Raw genomic sequence first — 16,659 nt, forward strand, 5'->3', positions numbered from 1 at the left:
ACTGGGACCAGTGATCACGACGACCGGCCTCGAACTGCGCGCCGGCTCCCGGATCCTCATCAGCGACGCCGATCTGAGGGTCCAGCCCGGTGACCGCATCGGGCTGGTCGGGCGCAACGGTGCCGGCAAGACCACCACCCTCACCACCCTCGCCGGGGAGCGCGTGCCGCACGCCGGCAAGGTCGACGTGACCGGCGAGCTCGGGTACCTCCCGCAGGACCCCCGCAGCGGCGATCTGGACATCACCGCCAGCGACCGGGTGCTCTCCGGCCGCGGGCTCGACGTCCTCAAGGCCCAGCTGACCAAGGCCCAGGTCGCGATGGCCGAGCCGGCCGACGACGCCGAGCGCGACCGCGCGGTGCGCCGCTACGGCCGGCTGGAGGACCAGTTCGCCGCGATGGGCGGGTACGCCGCGGAGTCCGACGCCGCGCGGATCTGCTCGAACCTCGGCCTCCCGGACCGGATCCTCGCCCAGGCGCTGCGCACCCTCTCCGGTGGCCAGCGCCGCCGGGTCGAGCTGGCCCGGATCCTGTTCTCCGACGCCGACACCCTGCTGCTCGACGAGCCGACCAACCACCTGGACGCCGACTCGATCACCTGGCTCAAGGGGTACCTGGCCAGCCACCGCGCGGGCCTGGTGGTCATCAGCCACGACGTCGAGCTGCTGGAGGCCGTGGTCAACAAGGTCTGGCACCTCGACGCCAACCGGGCCACCGTCGACATCTACAACCTGGGCTGGAAGCGGTACCTGGACGCCCGGGAGACCGACGAGCGCCGCCGCAAGTCCGAGCGCGCCAACGCCGAGAAGAAGATCGACGCGCTGACCAGCCAGGCGGACAAGATGCGCGCCAAGGCCACCAAGGCGAAGGCCGCGCAGAGCATGGACAAGCGGGCGGCCCGGCTGGCCGCGGGCCTGGCCGACGTGCGGGTGCAGGACAAGGTCGCCAAGCTGCGGTTCCCGACCCCGGCCCCGTGCGGGAAGACCCCGCTCACCGCCGAGGGGATCAGCAAGAGCTACGGCTCGTTGGAGATCTTCACCGGGGTCGACCTGGCGATCGACCGGGGCACCCGGGTGGTCGTGCTGGGCTTCAACGGCGCGGGCAAGACCACGCTGCTGCGGATGCTCGCCGGCACCGAGACGCCGGACACCGGCGAGGTCAAGTCCGGGCACGGGCTCCGGGTGGGCTACTACGCCCAGGAGCACGAGACGCTGGACATGGACCGCACGCTGCTGGAGAACATGCGGTCCTCCGCCCCGGACAGCACCGACACCGAGCTGCGGCGGATCCTCGGCGCGTTCCTCTTCTCCGGCGACGCCGTCGACCAGCGCACCGGCACCCTCTCCGGTGGTGAGCGCACCCGGCTGGCGATGGCCACCCTCGTCGTCTCCGGGGCCAACGTGCTGCTGCTGGACGAGCCGACCAACAACCTCGATCCGGCCAGCCGGGAGCAGGTGCTCGAGGCGCTGCGCACCTACGGTGGCGCGATCGTGCTGGTCACCCACGACGAGGGTGCGGTGCGGGCGCTGAACCCGGACAAGGTGATCATCCTGCCGGACGGCACCGAGGACACCTGGAGCGAGGACCTCGCCGACCTGGTCTCGCTGGCCTGACGCCGGCGACCGGGGAGCGGATCGCGGCGCGCCTCCAGGCCCTGATCTCACTCGCGTAACGGTCGCTCCGCTCCCCGGACCGCCCTGACCTGCGGCGCTGCCGAACTCGGCCGCGCGCGTTCTTGTTGCGGTGGCCGACATCAGCCGGGTGGGTGATCATCGGTGCAGGGACGCCGAGGTCACCGGGACACGGCGCCGGGGGATCAGCGGGACACCACCGACGGCGTCGGCGGACCCCTGACACGGAGGGGAGTCATGGCCGACTCGAGCACTGCGGACCTGAGCAAGGGCAAGCGGATCACCGGCGACGACCGGAGTTCGCTCGCCGACGAGCTGCGCGCACGCTACGACGGCGGGGAGAGCATCCGGTCGCTGGCCAGCTCGACCAACCGCTCCTACGGGTTCGTGCACCGGCTGCTCTCGGAGTCGGGGGCCACGCTGCGTGGCCGGGGTGGCGCCAACCGGAACGCGAAGAAGTCTGCGTGACGTCGGCCCCGCCAGCCGGGGCCGACGCCGACGGGTGGGTGAGGACGGCGCGGGACGGCGCCGTCCTCACCGTCACCCTCGACCGCGCCGACCAGCTCAACGCGCAGACGCCGGCCACCTGGGCGGCGCTGCGCGCGGTGGGGGAGTCCCTCGACGACGCCGTGCGGGTGGTGGTCGTCCGCGGCGCCGGGCGGTCCTTCTCCGCCGGGCTGGACCGCGGCCTGTTCGACCCCGCTGCCACCGGCGGGCTGGGGGAGCTGGCGGCGCTGCCGGTCGAGCTCGCGCAGGACCGGATCCGCGGCTACCAGGCCGGGTTCCGCTGGCTGCGCTCGCCGGGGATCGTCTCGGTCGCCGCGGTGCAGGGCCACGCGATCGGGGCCGGCGCGCAGCTGGCGCTCGCCTGTGACCTGCGGGTGTTCGCCGACGACGCCCAGCTGCGGCTGCCCGAGGCGAGCCTGGGGCTGGTGCCCGACCTCACCGGCACGAGCACCCTGGTCGAGCTGGTCGGCTACAGCCGGGCGGTGGAGCTGTGCCTGACCGGGCGGGCGGTGGGCGCGGCCGAGGCGGTGTCCACCGGGCTCGCCACCGCCGCCGTCCCGGCCCAGGAGCTGGACGCCGCGGTCGGCGACCTGGTCGCGGCGCTGCTCGCGCCGGACGCCGGGGCCGCCCGGGAGACGCTGGCGCTGCTGCGCTCGGCGGTCCGCAACGGGCCCGAGGCGCAGGACGCCGCCGAACGCGCGGCCCAGGTGCGCCGCCTGCGCACCCTCGCCGGCCGCTGAGGAACAACCACCGCGGCGCTGCGGTTGTCCGGCACGATTACGCCGTTACACAGCGCGCGGCGGAGTGCGGGAAGGTGGTGCGCCGGTGGACGGCCCGATGACCTCCATGGCCGCGATGCGGTCGTTCAGCCGGGACTCCTCGGTCACCGCCCGGGAGATCCCGAAGGGCACGGTCCGGCGGATCCTCGCCATCGCCCGGCCCTACCGGCGGGAGCTGATCGCGTTCCTGGCGCTGGTCGTCTTCTCCGCGGTGATCGGGGTGGTCACCCCGCTGCTGGCCGGTGACATCGTGAACCGGATCGCCGGGCTGGAGGGCACCGCCGGCGACATCGTCCGCATCGCGCTGTTCATCGCCGGCCTGGCCGTGCTGGACGCCGGCAGCTCGCTGGCCCAGCGCTGGTACTCCGCCCGGATCGGCGAGGGCGTCATCTACGACCTGCGCAGCCGGGTGTTCGGTCACGTGCAGCAGATGCCGGTCGCCTTCTTCACCCGCACCCAGACCGGCGCGCTGGTCAGCCGGCTGAACAACGACGTGATCGGCGCGCAGCGGGCGTTCACCTCCACGCTCTCCGGCGTCGTCTCCAACGTGATCGCCCTGGTGCTCACCGCCGGGGTGATGCTCACGCTCTCCTGGCAGATCACCCTGCTCTCGGTCGCGATGGTGCCGCTGTTCGTGGTGCCGGCCCAGCGGGTCGGCAAGCGGCTGCAGTCGATCACCCGGGAGTCCTACGGGCTGAACGCCTCGATGAACGCCACGATGACCGAGCGGTTCAACGTGGCCGGCGCGCTGCTGGTCAAGCTGTTCGGCCGGCCCGAGGCCGAGGCCGAGTCGTTCCGCGGCCGCGCGGCCCGGGTGCGCGACATCGGCGTGCTCTCGGCGATGTACGGCCGCGCCTTCTTCACCGCGCTCACCCTGGTCGCCGCGCTGGCCACCGCCCTGGTCTACGGGCTGGGCGGGTGGCTGGCCTTCACCGGCTCGCTGTCGGCCGGCGACGTCGTCGCGCTGGCCCTGCTGCTCACCCGGCTCTACGGCCCGCTGACCGCGCTGGCCAACGTGCGGGTCGACGTGATGAGCGCGCTGGTCAGCTTCGACCGGGTGTTCGAGGTGCTCGACCTCGAGCCGATGGTCGCCGAGGCGCCGGACGCCGTGCCGGTGCCGGCCGGCGACCGCTCCGTCGAGTTCGACCGGGTCTCCTTCCGCTACCCGGCCGGTGCGGAGGTGTCGCTGGCGTCCCTGGAGGACGTCACCGTCCCCGAGCACGGGGCGTCGGCGGAGGTGCTGCACGGGGTGTCGTTCCGGGCCGAGCCGGGCCAGCTGGTCGCCCTGGTGGGCAGCTCCGGGGCGGGGAAGTCGACGATCGCCGCGCTGGTGTCCCGGCTCTACGACGTCACCGGCGGGGCGGTCCGGGTCGGCGGGGTCGACGTCCGGCAGGCCACCAGCGACTCGCTGCGCGACGCGATCGGCGTGGTCAGCCAGGACGCGCACCTCTTCCACGACACGATCGGCGCCAACCTCCGCTACGCCCGGCCCGACGCGACCGAGGAGGAGCTGTGGTCGGCGCTCACCGGCGCGCGGATCGCCGCGCTGGTGCACTCGCTGCCCGACGGGCTGGACACCGTGGTCGGCGACCGCGGGTACCGGATGTCCGGTGGGGAGAAGCAGCGGCTGGCGATCGCCCGGGTGCTGCTCAAGGCGCCCGGCATCGTGATCCTGGACGAGGCGACCGCGCACCTGGACAGCGAGTCCGAGGTCGCCGTCCAGCGTGCGCTGGACACCGCGCTGACCGGCCGCACGTCGCTGGTGATCGCCCACCGGCTGTCCACGATCCGCAACGCCGACCAGATCCTGGTGGTCGACGGCGGCCGGATCGTGCAGCGCGGCACCCATCAGGAGCTGCTCGCCGCCGGTGGTCACTACGCCGACCTGTACCGGACCCAGTTCGCCGACGGCGGGCCGCGAACCGTCGAGGTCGGCTGACGACTAGCGTCACTCCTGAACCACGAGCACCACGTCCCAGGAGTTGAGCGTTGAGCGCAGGCCATCCCCACGACACCCAGATCCGGGCTCTCTACGCCCGCTTCCTGGCCGGGTGGAACCAGCGCAGTGGCGCCACGGTCTCCTCGGTCTTCGCCGACGACGGCGATCTCATCGAACTCGACGGCACGATCCACAGCGGCCGGCTGCAGATCGCCTCGGACATGCGCCGGCTGTTCGCCGAGCGCGCCACCCCGACGTTCGTCGGGATCGTCCGGTCGCTGCGCCCGCTGGGTGACGGCATGGCCGTCCTCTACGCGGTCGCCGGGATGGTGCCGCCCGGCGCCACCGCACTGGAGCCGGCGCTGCACACCGTGCACTCGCTGGTGGCCGCCGAGGACGCGGGCCGCTGGCGGATCGCCGTCCTGCAGAGCACCCCGGCCCGGTACGGCGGCCGCGCCGACGTGATCGCCGCCCTCACCGCGGAGCTGGAGGAAGCCCGGCAGGGAGGGTCCGCGTGACGGTGCTCACGTCGGTTGCCGACCTGCTGCGCGACCCCGCGCCGGTGCTGCTCGACGTCCGCTGGCAGCTGGGCTCGGACACCGGCCGGGACGACCACCTGGCCGGTCACCTGCCCGGCGCCGTCTACGTCGACCTGGACGACGAGCTCTCCGCGCCGGCCTCGCCGGAGGCAGGCCGGCACCCGCTGCCGTCGGTGCAGTCGCTGCAGGCGGCGGCCCGGCGGTGGGGGATCTCGGCCGGCTCCCGCGTCGTCGTCTACGACGCCGGCCCGGCGACGGCGGCGGCCCGGGCCTGGTGGCTGCTGCGGTGGGGTGGCCTGGCGGACGTCACCATCCTGGACGGCGGGCTGGCGGCCTGGACCGCGGCCGGCGGCCCGGTCGAGACCGGCGAGGTGGTGCCGGTGCCCGGCGACGTCACCCTCACCGGCGGTGCCATGCCGGTGCTCGGCATCGACGAGGCGGCGGCCCTGCCCGGCACGGGCGTGCTGCTCGACGCCCGGGCCGGCGAGCGCTACCGGGGCGAGGCCGAGCCGATCGACCCCCGCGCCGGCCACGTGCCCGGGGCGGTCAACGCACCTACGGCGGAGAACGTCGGCCCGGACGGCCGGTTCCTTGCAGCCGCTGTACTGAGCGAGCGGTTCGCCCAGGTCGGCGCCACGCCGGGGACGCCGGTCGGCGTCTACTGCGGCTCCGGGATCACCGCCGCGCACGAGGTCGCCGCGCTGGCGCACGCCGGGATCGACGCGGCGCTGTGGCCCGGTTCCTGGTCGCAGTGGTCGAACGACCCCGCCCGCCCGGTCGCCACCGGGAGCTGAGCGACCGGACACGTGGCGGAGGACGCCGCCGCGGCGGGTGGGGCACTAGCCTGCGCGCGTGATCATGACCGTTGCCGTCGTCGGCGTGCTGCTGCTCGCCGGTCTGGCCGTCTTCCAGGTCGCCCTCGTCGCCGGGGCGCCGCTGGGCCGGTTCGCCTGGGGCGGGCAGCACGTCGTCCTGCCGACGGGGCTGCGGATCGGCAGCGCGGTGTCCATCGCGGTGTACGGCGTGATCGCCCTGGTCGTCCTGCAGGCCGCCGGGGCGTTCGACGTCGTCCCGCGCCCGGTGGCCGACGTCGGCATCTGGGTGCTCACCGGCTACTTCACCCTGGGCGTGCTGATGAACGCCGCGTCGCGGAGCCGGCCGGAGCGACTGGTGATGACCCCGGTCGCGCTGGCCCTGGCCGTCGTCTGCCTGGTGCTCGCCCTGCGCTGACGGGTCAGGCGGGGGTGAGAGCGGCGTCGTAGCGGTCGAGCAGGACCGCGGCGATCCGCTCGTCGGGCAGCAGTGGTGCCGTGACGCGATCGGCCCCCGCGCCCTGGAGCTTGTCGTGGAAGTGGCCCGGGGCGAGCAGGTAGGCCGCCACCACCACCCGCTCCGCGCCGGCCTTGCGGGCCGCGGTCACCGCGTCGGGCACGGTGGGCTGGGCCGCCGAGCCGTAGCCGGTGGTCACCGGCCCGGCCCAGTCCCGCTGCAGCAGGTCCGCGGTGCTCTCCACGTCGGCCACCGAGCGGGCGTCGCTGGACCCGGCGGCGGCCAGCACGATCGCGGTCAGCGGGTCACCCGGGTCGGTGCCGGCCTCGCGCAGCCGGTCGGTGAGGACGGCGGCCAGCCGGGGGTCGGGCCCCAGCGGGCGCGCGGCGACCGCCTGCGGATGCGCCTCGACCGCCCCGGCGATGTCGACGTGCACGTGGTACCCGCCGGACAGCAGCAGCGGGACCACGACCGCCGGGGTGCCGTCGTCGGCCAGCCCGCGCACCACGTCGACGACGGTGGGCGGCTGGACGTCGACGAACGCCGCCGTCGTGCGGACGCCCGGTCGCTGCGCCCGGGCGGCCAGCGCGAGCTCGGCGATGAGCCGCCGCCCGGTGGGGTTGCGGGTGCCGTGCGCGCAGGCGACCAGGACGGGGTGCGGGGGTGCGCTCACGACGGGCTCCTCGGGGGTGGTCACAGCGGGGTGGTCACAACGGAGGGGTCACAGCGGAGGGGTCACAGCGGAGGGGTCACAGCGCACGGGTCACGCCGCCGTCGACGGCGATCATCGTGCCGGTGACGTAGGACGCGGCGGGGGAGAGGGCGAAGGCGGCCACCCGGCCGAACTCCTCGGGCCGGCCCACCCGGCGCAGCGGGATGGAGCCCTCCGTGCGGGCCCGGGCGGCCGCGGGGTCGCCGGAGGCCGCCTCGATCTCGGTGACCCGGTCGGTGGCGATCGTGCCCGGCAGCAGGCCGAAGACCCGGATGCCGCGGGGGCCGAGCTCGTCGGCGAGGGCCTTCGCGGTCATCGCCAACCCCGGCCGCAGCCCGTTGGAGATCGCCAGGGAGCCGATCGGCTGGCGCACCGACGTGGACAGCACGAAGCCGATCGCCGCCCCCTCGGCCAGCTGGGGCACGAGCGCCCGGACCAGCCGCAGCGGGCCGAGCAGCACGCTGTCGACGCCGGCCCGCCAGGCGTCCTCGCCCACCTCGAGCACGGAGCCCGGAGTGGGCCCGCCCACCGAGACGAGCGCGCCGTCGACCCGGCCCAGGCGGTCCAGGGCCGCGTCGACCAGCGTCCCGGCGGCATCGGGCTCGGCCAGGTCGGCCGGGACGCCGAACGCCGCCGGTCCGCCACCGAGGGCGGACACGGAGTCGGCGCCGCGGGAGCTGATCAGCACCCGGGCGCCGTCGTCGACCAGGGCCCGGGCGGTCGCGAACCCCAGCCCCCGGCTCGCGCCGGTGAGCAGGATCCCGCGACCGCCCAGCCCCAGGTCCATCAGACGGTCAGGTCAGGCGGAGACGGAACCGCGGAGCGACCGGAGGACGTACTGCATGATCCCGCCGTTGCGGTAGTAGTTCGCCTCACCGGGGGTGTCGATCCGGACGCGGGCGTCGAACTCGACGTCACCGGCCGTGACCTTCACCGTGCGCGGGACCGAGCCGTCGTTCAGCTCGGTGATCCCGGTGATGGTGAACTCCTCGTCGCCGGTCAGGCCCAGCGACTCCCGGTCCTGACCCTCGGGGAACTGCAGCGGCAGCACGCCCATGCCGATCAGGTTCGACCGGTGGATGCGCTCGTAGCTCTCGGCGATGACCGCCTTGACGCCCAGCAGCGCCGTCCCCTTGGCCGCCCAGTCGCGGGAGGAGCCGGAGCCGTACTCCTTGCCGGCCAGCACGACCAGCGGGATGCCCTGCGCCTGGTAGGCCTGGGAGGCCTCGTAGATCGACGTCGTCTCACCGGTCAGGTGGTTCTTGGTGACGCCGCCCTCGGTGCCGGGCACCAGCTGGTTGCGCAGCCGGATGTTGGCGAAGGTGCCGCGGATCATCACCTCGTGGTTGCCGCGGCGGGACCCGTAGGAGTTGAAGTCGCGGCGCTCGATGCCGTGCTCCTGCAGGTACCGGCCCGCCGGGGAGTCGGCCTTGATCGAGCCGGCCGGCGAGATGTGGTCGGTGGTGACCGAGTCGCCGAGGACGGCGAGGGTGCGGGCACCGGTGATGTCCTGGACCGGGGTCGGCTCGGCCGGCATGCCGTCGAAGTACGGGGGCTTCCGGACGTAGGTGCTCTCCGCGTCCCAGGCGAAGGTGTCACCGGTCGGCGTGGGCAGGTTCTGCCACTGCTCGGTGCCGGCGAACACGTCCTGGTAGCTGTCGCCGAACTGCTCGGCCGAGACCGCCTCGTCGATGACCCGCTGCACCTCGTGCGGGGAGGGCCAGATGTCGCGCAGGTACACGTCCTGCCCGTCGGTGCCCTTGCCCAGCGGCTCCGTCGTCAGGTCCAGGTCCATCGTCCCGGCGAGCGCGTAGGCGATCACCAGCGGCGGGGACGCCAGGTAGTTCATCTTGACGTCGGGGTTGATCCGGCCCTCGAAGTTGCGGTTGCCCGAGAGCACCGAGACGACCGCGAGGTCGGCCTCGTTGACCGCCTTGCTGACCGGCTCCGGCAGCGGGCCGGAGTTGCCAATGCAGGTGGTGCAGCCGTAGCCGACCAGGTAGAAGCCGAGCTTCTCCAGGTAGGGGGTGAGCTGGGCCTTCTCGTAGTAGTCGGTGACGACCTTGGACCCGGGGGCCAGCGTGGTCTTCACCCACGGCTTGCTGGTCAGGCCGAGCTCGACGGCCTTCTTGGCCAGCAGCGCGGCGCCGATCATGACCGACGGGTTCGAGGTGTTGGTGCAGGAGGTGATCGCGGCGATCACCACGTGCCCGTGGTCGACGAAGGTCTCGGTGCCGTCCTCCATCACGATCCTGGTCGGCTTGTTCGGCCGGTCGGGGAGGACGTCGCCGTGCACGAACGGGTGCGGCTTGCCGGCCTCACCGTTGCCGTGCGCGAACGGGCTGACCGGGTCCGAGGCCGGGAACGACTCGGCGGACGCCTCGTCGGCGGCGGACTCGACGCCGTAGGGCTGCTCGTTGGACGGGACGCCGGGCTTGCGGTCCTCGCCGCCGACCTCGTCGTCGGCCACGTACGTCGGCAGCGCCGCGCGCCAGGCCTCCTTGGCGTCGGTCATCGCGACCCGGTCCTGCGGGCGCTTCGGGCCGGCGATCGAGGGGACGACGGTGGACAGGTCCAGCTCGAGGTACTCGGAGAAGGCCGGCTCGCGGGTGTCGTCGTGCCACAGGCCCTGGGTCTTGGCGTAGGCCTCGACCAGGGCGATCTGCTCGGCCGAGCGGCCGGTCAGCTTCAGGTAGGTGATCGTCTCGCCGTCGATCGGGAAGATCGCCGCGGTCGAGCCGAACTCCGGGCTCATGTTGCCGATCGTGGCGCGGTTGGCCAGCGGGACGGCGGAGACTCCGGCGCCGTAGAACTCGACGAACTTCCCGACCACACCGTGCTGACGCAGCATCTCGGTGATGGTGAGCACCAGGTCGGTGGCGGTGGCGCCGTCGGGCAGCTGGCCGGTCAGCTTGAAGCCGACCACGCGGGGGATGAGCATCGACACCGGCTGGCCGAGCATCGCGGCCTCGGCCTCGATGCCGCCGACGCCCCAGCCCAGCACGCCCAGGCCGTTGACCATGGTGGTGTGCGAGTCGGTGCCCACGCAGGTGTCGGGGTAGGCGACGACGCGGTCACCCTCCGGCCGCGGGAAGACCACGCGGGCCAGGTGCTCGATGTTGACCTGGTGCACGATGCCGGTGCCCGGGGGGACGACCTTGAAGTCGTCGAAGGCGCCCTGGCCCCAGCGGAGGAACTGGTAGCGCTCGCCGTTGCGCTCGTACTCGATCTCGACGTTGCGGCCGAAGGACTCCGGCGTGCCGAAGACGTCGGCGATCACGGAGTGGTCGATGACCAGCTCGGCCGGGGCGAGCGGGTTGATCTTCTGCGGGTCGCCGCCCAGGTCGGCCATCGCCTCGCGCATGGTGGCGAGGTCGACGATGCAGGGGACGCCGGTGAAGTCCTGCATGACCACGCGGGCCGGGGTGAACTGGATCTCCTGGTCGGGCTCCGCGTTCGGGTCCCAGCTGGCCAGGGCACGGATGTGGTCGGCGGTGATGTTCGCGCCGTCCTCGGTGCGGAGGAGGTTCTCCAGCAGGACCTTCAGGCTGAAGGGGAGCTTCTCGCTGCCCTCCACCGCGTCGAGCCGGAAGATGTCGTACTCGGTGCCGTCGACGTCGAGTGTCGACCGGGCTCCGAAGCTGTCCTTGCTGGCTGCCACTGCTTGCGCCTCACCCTCGCTGGTCCTGCGCGCCTTGTCCTGCGCCTCGATGTGCCACCCGTCATCTTCCCAGGCCACCGGAGCCGGTGCCGACCAAGGCCACCCTTCCCTCACCCTCGGTGAGGGGTCCGCCCCGTGGTGGTCGGCCGGCCAGGCTCCTACCGTGGGACGGCGTGACCGTGCCCGAGCCCCTCCCGGACTGGCTGACCGACGCGCGACGGGTCTGCGTGCTGACCGGGGCGGGGATCTCCACCGACAGCGGGATCCCCGACTACCGGGGGCCCGACGGCGTCTGGACCCGCGATCCCGACGCCGAGAGGCTGGTCACGCTGTCGTACTACCTGGGCGACCCGGCGATCCGCCGCCGCTCCTGGCTGATGCGCCGGGACCTGGCGGCCGCCGACGTCCGGCCGAACGCCGGGCACGCGGCCCTGGCCGACCTGGCGCGGCAGGGCCGGCTGCGGGCGCTGCTCACCCAGAACATCGACGGTCTGCACCAGGCGGCCGGGGTGGCGGGGGTGCTGGAGCTGCACGGCACGGTGCACGAGGTGGTCTGCACCGCCTGCGGCGCGCGGACGCCGACGCCGGAGGTGCTGGCGCGGGTCGACGCCGGGGACGCCGACCCGGCCTGCCTGCGGTGCGGAGGCGTGCTCAAGACGGCGACGGTGTACTTCGGTGAAGCGCTGGACGCCGAGGTCCTCGACGCCGCCGCGCAGGCCGCCGCCGACTGCGACGTGTTCCTGGCCGTGGGCACCTCGCTGGGGGTGCACCCCGCGGCCGGGCTGGTGGAGGTGGCCGCCGCGCACGGCGCCCGGGTGGTCATCGTGAACGCCCAGCCGACGCCCTACGACGGTCTTGCCGACCTCGTCGTCCGCGAGCCGATCGGCTGGGCGTTGCCGCGGTTGCTGGCCGGCTGACCGCGGCCCCCACCTGGTCGGGGGCCGCGGAGCGGCACCGGGTCAGATGAGGTCGGGCTCCATGGTGCGGCGCACGGTGCGCGGGTCGACGGTGCTCACCGACGGGGCGCCGAGGGCCCGGCTGATCCCCCGGGCGGTGGCGGCCAGCACCGGGATGAGGGCGTGGCTCTTCACCGTCTCGCGCTGCACGGTCACCCCGAGGGAGGCCACCACCTCGTCACCCGGGCCGCGGACCGGGACGGCCAGGGCCAGGGCGCCGGCCGGCGGCAGCTGGTTCTCGGCGATCGCGACCCCGGTGCGCCGGACCTCGGCGAGGACCCGGCGCAGCTTGTCGACGTCGGTGATGGTGTTGGCGGTGAACCGGCGTAGCGGGGTGGCGAGCACCTCGCGCTGGACCTCCGGGTCGGCGTAGGCCAGCAGCACCTGGCCGGTGCCGGTGGCGTGCAGCGGCCAGCGCCCGCCGAGCCGGGAGAGCACCCGGATCGCGCCGCGGGCGCGGAGCGCCTCCACGTAGACGACGTCGTGCCCGTCGCGCACCGCCAGGTGGATGTTGGCCCGGGTGGCGTGGTGCAGGTCGTCCAGGAACGGCAGCGCCAGCTCGCGCAGCTGCAGCCCGTGCGGCGCCAGGGCGCCGAGCTCGAGCAGCCGCAGGCCGATGGCGTACCGGCCGTCGGGGCCGCGTTCGAGGGCGCCCCACTGGCGCAGTTCGCCGACCAGCCGGTGGGTGGTGGTCAGCGACAGCCCGGTGCGGCGGCTGATGTCGGACAGCGAGAGGGAGGCGTGCTCCGGCCCGAAGGCGGCGAGCACGGCCAGGGTGCGGCCGGCGGCGGTCGCCGGCGAGGCGGGGGCGGCACCCCCTGGGGTGGCGCCACCCGTCGCGGACGGGCGGCCGGGGCGGGTGGCCCCGTCGCTGGCGGTCGAGTGCAGCGGCATCGTTGCCGGCATGTCGTCCTCCTGGCTCGGACCGGGTGGGCAGACCGGCGGTGGCTGGTGAAGTCGATCACAAATCTCCGGCCGTTCAGAGTGCTTGTCAAGCACTGCGGATCGCACGTCGCTTCCGCCCGGGGGAAGCGATCTCGATCCGTCGACGGCGCCGGGACGACCATCATCGCAGAGCTGAGGTGACCCCGGTCACCCGCCAGACCGCGGCCCGACCGGCCACCCCGACGTCCTCGGGGTGGCCGGCGGAGCTCCACCCGAGGAGGACCGTCCGATGTCCCGTCAGAGGCAGCAGCGCCGCCGCCCCGTCCCGGCCGAGGTGGCGTGATGGCCACTCTTGCCGACGTCCTGGACCCCACCGGCCTGAGCACGGTGCGGGTGGCCAGCAGCTCGCTCGCGCCCCGGCGCGCCGACCTGTCCGGTGCCCGCATCGGCCTGCTGGAGAACACCAAGCACAACGCCGCCCTATTGCTGGACGAGATCGCCGGCCACCTGGAGCGGGAGCAGGGCGCGACCACCGTGCTGCGCCGCACCAAGACGGCGTTCGCGCTGCCGATGCCGGCCGAGCTGCTCGAGGAGCTCACCCGCGAGTGCGACGTCGTCCTGGTCGGCGTCGGCGACTGCGGCTCGTGCAGCGCCTCCGCCGTCGCCGACGGCATCGCCCTGGAGCGTGCCGGCGTGCCGACGGCGGTCATCTGCTCCGACGCCTTCACCGCCACCGCCAGCGGCATGGCCGAGGTGCAGGGCGACCCGGACTACGCCTACCTGACCACCCCGCACCCGGTCGCCATCCTCACCCCCGAGGCGGTCGCCGAGCGGGCCACCGGCCTGGTGCCGGAGGTCCTCGCCACCGTGACCGCCGAGGGCACCGCAACCGCGGTGCCGAGCGAGCGCGCCTCGTGACCGCGGTGGAGTCCCGTCCCACCGTCGAGGCCGACCCGGACGCCGCCCGCGCGGCGATCGAGCACTGCTACGACCAGGGCTGGTCCGACGGGCTGCCCCTGGTCCCGGCCACCCGGACGCTGGTCGACGAGTTCCTCGCCACCGTCGACCGGGCGCCCGACGAGGTGATCGGGGAGCTGCCGCACCTGCACCGCACGGTCACCGTCGAGCTGGCCGCGATCAACGCGGCCATGGCCGGCTGCCGACCCGAGTACTTCCCGGTCGTGCTGGCCGCCTGGGCGGCGATCCAGCGCGACCGGTCGGCGACCGGGGGTGGCTGGCAGAGCACCAGCGGACCCTCACCGCTGCTGATCGTGAACGGGCCGGTCCGCGCCGAGCTGGGGATCAACTCCGCCGGCGGGGTGTTCGGCCCCGGCTTCCGGGCGAACTCGACCATCCCCCGGGCGCTCGGGCTCATGGTGCGCAACGCCTTCGGCGTCGTCCCGCACGGCTTCGAGCAGGCGACCCAGGGGCTGCCCGGTCGCTGGCAGGTCTGCCTGGGGGAGAACGAGGAGGAGAGCCCCTGGGAGCCGATGTCGGTCGAGGGCGGCGTGCCCGCCGGCACCAGCGCGGTCTCGGCGATGCTCACCCGCACCGTCGAGTACGTCGACAACCGGCACACCGCCGACCCCGAGCAGCTGCTCGCCGACTTCGCCGACACCATCTCCCGCAGCGGGGCGCTGATCTTCAAGCACGCGCCCGCCGGGATCGTCTTCTGCCCCGAGCACGCCCAGCTGCTCGCCGGCGCCGGCATGAGCCGCGCCGACGTCCGCGCCTGGCTGGTCGAGCGGTGCGGCCGCAGCAAGGCCGACCTCGCCCGGGTCGGCAAGGACGGCGTCGGCGACAACGGCGTCCGCTTCGCCGACGGCAGCACCCCGCCCGACGCCTTCGACCCCCTCTTCGCCGCCGCCGGCCCGGAGATCCTGCCCATCGCCGTCGCCGGTGCCCGCAACGCGGGCATCTCGATGGTCGTCCGGGTGTTCTCCGGGTGGTCGGCCAGTTCCGTGCCGGTCGAGGGCACCACCACCACCGCACGAGGGAGTGCCCAGTGACCCGCCCCGCAGGAACCCAGCCCGATCCGCTCCGTGACCCGTTCGGCGCCGCCGGCGACCGCTGGATGACCGGCCGCACCGCGCTCGTCACCGGCGGCGGGCAGACCAGCGAGGAGCAGCCCGGCGTCGGCTTCGCCATCAGCCAGGTGCTCGCCGCGCACGGTGCCCGGATCGCCGTCCTGGACCGGGACGAGGCCGCCGCCCGGCGCACCGCCGACCGGATCACCGCCGACGGCGGGGAGGCCGTGGTCGTCGTCGCCGACCTGCTCGACGACGGCGACTGCCTCCGCGCCGTGGAGGAGACCGTGGCCGCGTTCGGCTCGGTCGACACCCTGGTGAACAACGTGGCCGTCGGCGACCGCGCCGGTGTCTTCGAGGTGACCCCCGAGCGGTTCCACCAGCTGATGGACCTCAACCTGACCACCGCCTGGCAGATGACCCGGCACGCCGCGCCCCGGCTGCCGCGCGGCGGGGCGATCGTGAACATCAGCTCCGTCGGCGTGCGCGCCCGCGGCCCGGCGATGGTCTACAACCTGGCCAAGGCCGGGCTGGAGAACCTCACCATCGGCGCCGCGAACACCCTCGGCGACCAGGGGGTGCGGGTCAACTGCGTGCAGGTCGGCGCGATCTGGGGCGCCTTCGCCGCGGCCAACATGTCCGAGGACATGCGCGAGATCCGCAAGGGCTTCTCCGCGCTGGGCACCGAGGGCACCCCCTGGGACATCGCCCAGGCCGTGCTCTTCCTGGCCAGCGACCACGCCCGCTGGGTCTCCGGGCAGATCCTCTCCGTCGACGGCGGGCCGGCCGTCGGGAAGCCGCCGCGGGCCCGGCCGGTCCAGGCTCAGGTCGAGGTCCCGGAGACCACCACCCCCGAGGGCGTCCCGGCCGTCTCGGGGTCCCAGGCGTGAGCGCGGACCGGGTCGCCCTGGTCACCGGCTGCGGCAAGCCCGACGGGATGGGCCAGGCCATCGCGCGCCGGCTCGCCGCGTCCGGGCACGCCGTCGTCGTCACCGACCTGCAGCCGGCCGGCGTGCCCAACGCCCGCCAGGAGCAGCGCGGCGCCGGCTGGGGCGGCGTGGAGGCGCTGGCCGCGGAGATCACCGCCGCCGGCGGGGACGCCCTCGCCGTCCTCGGGGACGTCAGCGACCCCGACGACGCCGCCGCCATGGTCGCCGCGGCGGTCGACCGGCACGGCCGGCTCGACGTCCTGGTCAACAACGCCGCCGCGCCGCAGGGCCCCGACCGGGCCGACGTCGCCGACGTGCCGATCGAGGTCTTCGACCGGGTGATCGCGGTCAACCTGCGTGGCCCCTGGCTGATGAGCTCGGCGGTGGTGCCGGTCATGCGCGCCCAGCGCTCGGGCCGGATCGTGAACATCTCCTCGATGGCCGGGCTGACCGCGGCGCCGTTCTCCGGCGCCTACTCCGCCTCCAAGGCCGGGGTGATCGGGCTGACCCGCGCGCTGGCGATGGACCTCGGTCCGTGGGGGATCACGGTCAACGCGCTGTGCCCCGGGCTGGTCGCCACCAGCCGGGCGTTCCTCTCCGCCGCGCCGGACGTCGACGAGGCGGCGCTGATGGAGCAGCGCGGCCGCAACATCCCGGTCGGTCGACCCGGGCACGCCGAGGACATCGCGGCTGCGGTCGCCTTCCTCGCCTCGCCCGAGGCCGCCTACATCACCGCCCAGGCCATCCCCATCGACGGCGGCGGGATGACCCCCTTCCCGCTGCGCCGTCCCGAGCCGGCCGTCCCGGCCGGCAGCTGATCCCCTGG

16 protein-coding genes are annotated in these 16,659 nt (G+C 74.2%); 12 read left to right on the forward strand and 4 right to left on the reverse strand.

All coding sequences use genetic code 11. The features are described from left to right. Window positions 1-10: 10 nt before the first annotated feature. The 7 genes from ACI79U_RS01290 (at window position 11) to ACI79U_RS01320 (ending at window position 6,624) form a co-directional block, all read left to right on the forward strand. A complete protein-coding gene (locus tag ACI79U_RS01290; protein ID WP_457064282.1) occupies window positions 11-1,612 on the forward strand; it encodes an ABC-F family ATP-binding cassette domain-containing protein in 1,602 nt (533 codons plus the stop codon). 255 nt (window positions 1,613-1,867) lie between these two features. Beyond that, window positions 1,868-2,098, forward strand: coding sequence for a helix-turn-helix domain-containing protein (locus tag ACI79U_RS01295; protein ID WP_457064284.1), 231 nt, complete (start codon window positions 1,868-1,870; stop codon window positions 2,096-2,098). Then, window positions 2,095-2,877: an enoyl-CoA hydratase/isomerase family protein gene (locus ACI79U_RS01300; RefSeq protein WP_457064286.1), complete on the forward strand. Its 783-nt coding sequence runs from the start codon at window positions 2,095-2,097 to the stop codon at window positions 2,875-2,877. Before ACI79U_RS01295 ends, ACI79U_RS01300 begins: the two co-directional genes overlap by 4 nt. Before the next feature lie 85 nt (window positions 2,878-2,962). Next, entirely contained in the window at window positions 2,963-4,855 is a 1,893-nt protein-coding gene (locus ACI79U_RS01305) for an ABC transporter ATP-binding protein (RefSeq protein ID WP_457064288.1), read from the forward strand. 50 nt (window positions 4,856-4,905) lie between these two features. Then, on the forward strand, window positions 4,906-5,373 hold the full coding sequence (locus ACI79U_RS01310) for an SgcJ/EcaC family oxidoreductase (protein WP_457064290.1): 468 nt from the start codon (window positions 4,906-4,908) through the stop codon (window positions 5,371-5,373). Then, the gene (locus ACI79U_RS01315) at window positions 5,370-6,188 is read left to right on the forward strand and encodes a sulfurtransferase (RefSeq protein ID WP_457064292.1); all 819 of its coding nucleotides are present in this window, start codon (window positions 5,370-5,372) and stop codon (window positions 6,186-6,188) included. The genes ACI79U_RS01310 and ACI79U_RS01315 overlap by 4 nt, the downstream gene beginning before the upstream one ends. 64 nt (window positions 6,189-6,252) lie before the next feature. After that, entirely contained in the window at window positions 6,253-6,624 is a 372-nt protein-coding gene (locus ACI79U_RS01320; protein ID WP_457064700.1) for a hypothetical protein, read from the forward strand. A 4-nt stretch (window positions 6,625-6,628) separates the two neighbouring features. Here ACI79U_RS01320 and ACI79U_RS01325 read toward each other — a convergent pair whose 3' ends face one another. The 3 genes from ACI79U_RS01325 to ACI79U_RS01335 all read right to left on the reverse strand — a co-directional run bounded on the left by ACI79U_RS01325 (window position 6,629) and on the right by ACI79U_RS01335 (window position 11,036). Further along, window positions 6,629-7,336: a sirohydrochlorin chelatase gene (locus ACI79U_RS01325; RefSeq protein WP_457064294.1), complete on the reverse strand. Its 708-nt coding sequence runs from the start codon at window positions 7,334-7,336 to the stop codon at window positions 6,629-6,631. Window positions 7,337-7,412: 76 nt separating this feature from the next. After that, window positions 7,413-8,162, reverse strand: a complete 750-nt coding sequence (locus tag ACI79U_RS01330; protein ID WP_457064296.1) for an SDR family oxidoreductase — start codon at window positions 8,160-8,162, stop codon at window positions 7,413-7,415. Window positions 8,163-8,174: 12 nt separating this feature from the next. Next, window positions 8,175-11,036, reverse strand: a complete 2,862-nt coding sequence (locus ACI79U_RS01335; RefSeq protein ID WP_457064298.1) for an aconitate hydratase — start codon at window positions 11,034-11,036, stop codon at window positions 8,175-8,177. Between the two features lie 173 nt (window positions 11,037-11,209). On the opposite strand from ACI79U_RS01335, the gene ACI79U_RS01340 reads away from it, so the two are divergent. Further along, on the forward strand, window positions 11,210-11,953 hold the full coding sequence (locus tag ACI79U_RS01340; RefSeq protein WP_457064300.1) for an SIR2 family NAD-dependent protein deacylase: 744 nt from the start codon (window positions 11,210-11,212) through the stop codon (window positions 11,951-11,953). A gap of 42 nt (window positions 11,954-11,995) precedes the next feature. Here ACI79U_RS01340 and ACI79U_RS01345 read toward each other — a convergent pair whose 3' ends face one another. After that, entirely contained in the window at window positions 11,996-12,898 is a 903-nt protein-coding gene (locus tag ACI79U_RS01345; RefSeq protein WP_457064302.1) for an IclR family transcriptional regulator, read from the reverse strand. A gap of 321 nt (window positions 12,899-13,219) precedes the next feature. Here ACI79U_RS01345 and ACI79U_RS01350 point away from each other — a divergent pair, with 321 nt between their 5' ends. The 4 genes from ACI79U_RS01350 to ACI79U_RS01365 are packed head-to-tail and all read left to right on the forward strand — an operon-like array spanning window position 13,220 to window position 16,651. Next, on the forward strand, window positions 13,220-13,795 hold the full coding sequence (locus tag ACI79U_RS01350; RefSeq protein WP_457064304.1) for a UGSC family (seleno)protein: 576 nt from the start codon (window positions 13,220-13,222) through the stop codon (window positions 13,793-13,795). Then, a complete protein-coding gene (locus ACI79U_RS01355; RefSeq protein WP_457064306.1) occupies window positions 13,792-14,886 on the forward strand; it encodes a hypothetical protein in 1,095 nt (364 codons plus the stop codon). The genes ACI79U_RS01350 and ACI79U_RS01355 overlap by 4 nt, the downstream gene beginning before the upstream one ends. After that, a complete protein-coding gene (locus ACI79U_RS01360) occupies window positions 14,883-15,794 on the forward strand; it encodes an SDR family NAD(P)-dependent oxidoreductase (protein ID WP_457064308.1) in 912 nt (303 codons plus the stop codon). Before ACI79U_RS01355 ends, ACI79U_RS01360 begins: the two co-directional genes overlap by 4 nt. Beyond that, complete coding sequence (locus ACI79U_RS01365; protein ID WP_457064310.1) at window positions 15,791-16,651, forward strand: SDR family NAD(P)-dependent oxidoreductase; 861 nt, start codon at window positions 15,791-15,793, stop codon at window positions 16,649-16,651. Before ACI79U_RS01360 ends, ACI79U_RS01365 begins: the two co-directional genes overlap by 4 nt. The last annotated feature ends 8 nt before the right edge of the window (window positions 16,652-16,659 follow it).

Source organism: Modestobacter sp. SYSU DS0904, from assembly GCF_054051115.1.

Excerpts from the sequence above, each read along its gene's own strand:
- ACI79U_RS01350 (WP_457064304.1), top strand. The coding sequence starts at position 13,220 with ATGGCCACTCTTGCCGACGTCCTGGACCCCACCGGCCTGAGCACGGTG.
- ACI79U_RS01330 (WP_457064296.1), bottom strand. The coding sequence starts at position 8,162 with ATGGACCTGGGGCTGGGCGGTCGCGGGATCCTGCTCACCGGCGCGAGC.
- ACI79U_RS01320 (WP_457064700.1), top strand. The coding sequence starts at position 6,253 with ATGACCGTTGCCGTCGTCGGCGTGCTGCTGCTCGCCGGTCTGGCCGTC.
- ACI79U_RS01345 (WP_457064302.1), bottom strand. The coding sequence starts at position 12,898 with ATGCCGGCAACGATGCCGCTGCACTCGACCGCCAGCGACGGGGCCACC.
- ACI79U_RS01295 (WP_457064284.1), top strand. The coding sequence starts at position 1,868 with ATGGCCGACTCGAGCACTGCGGACCTGAGCAAGGGCAAGCGGATCACC.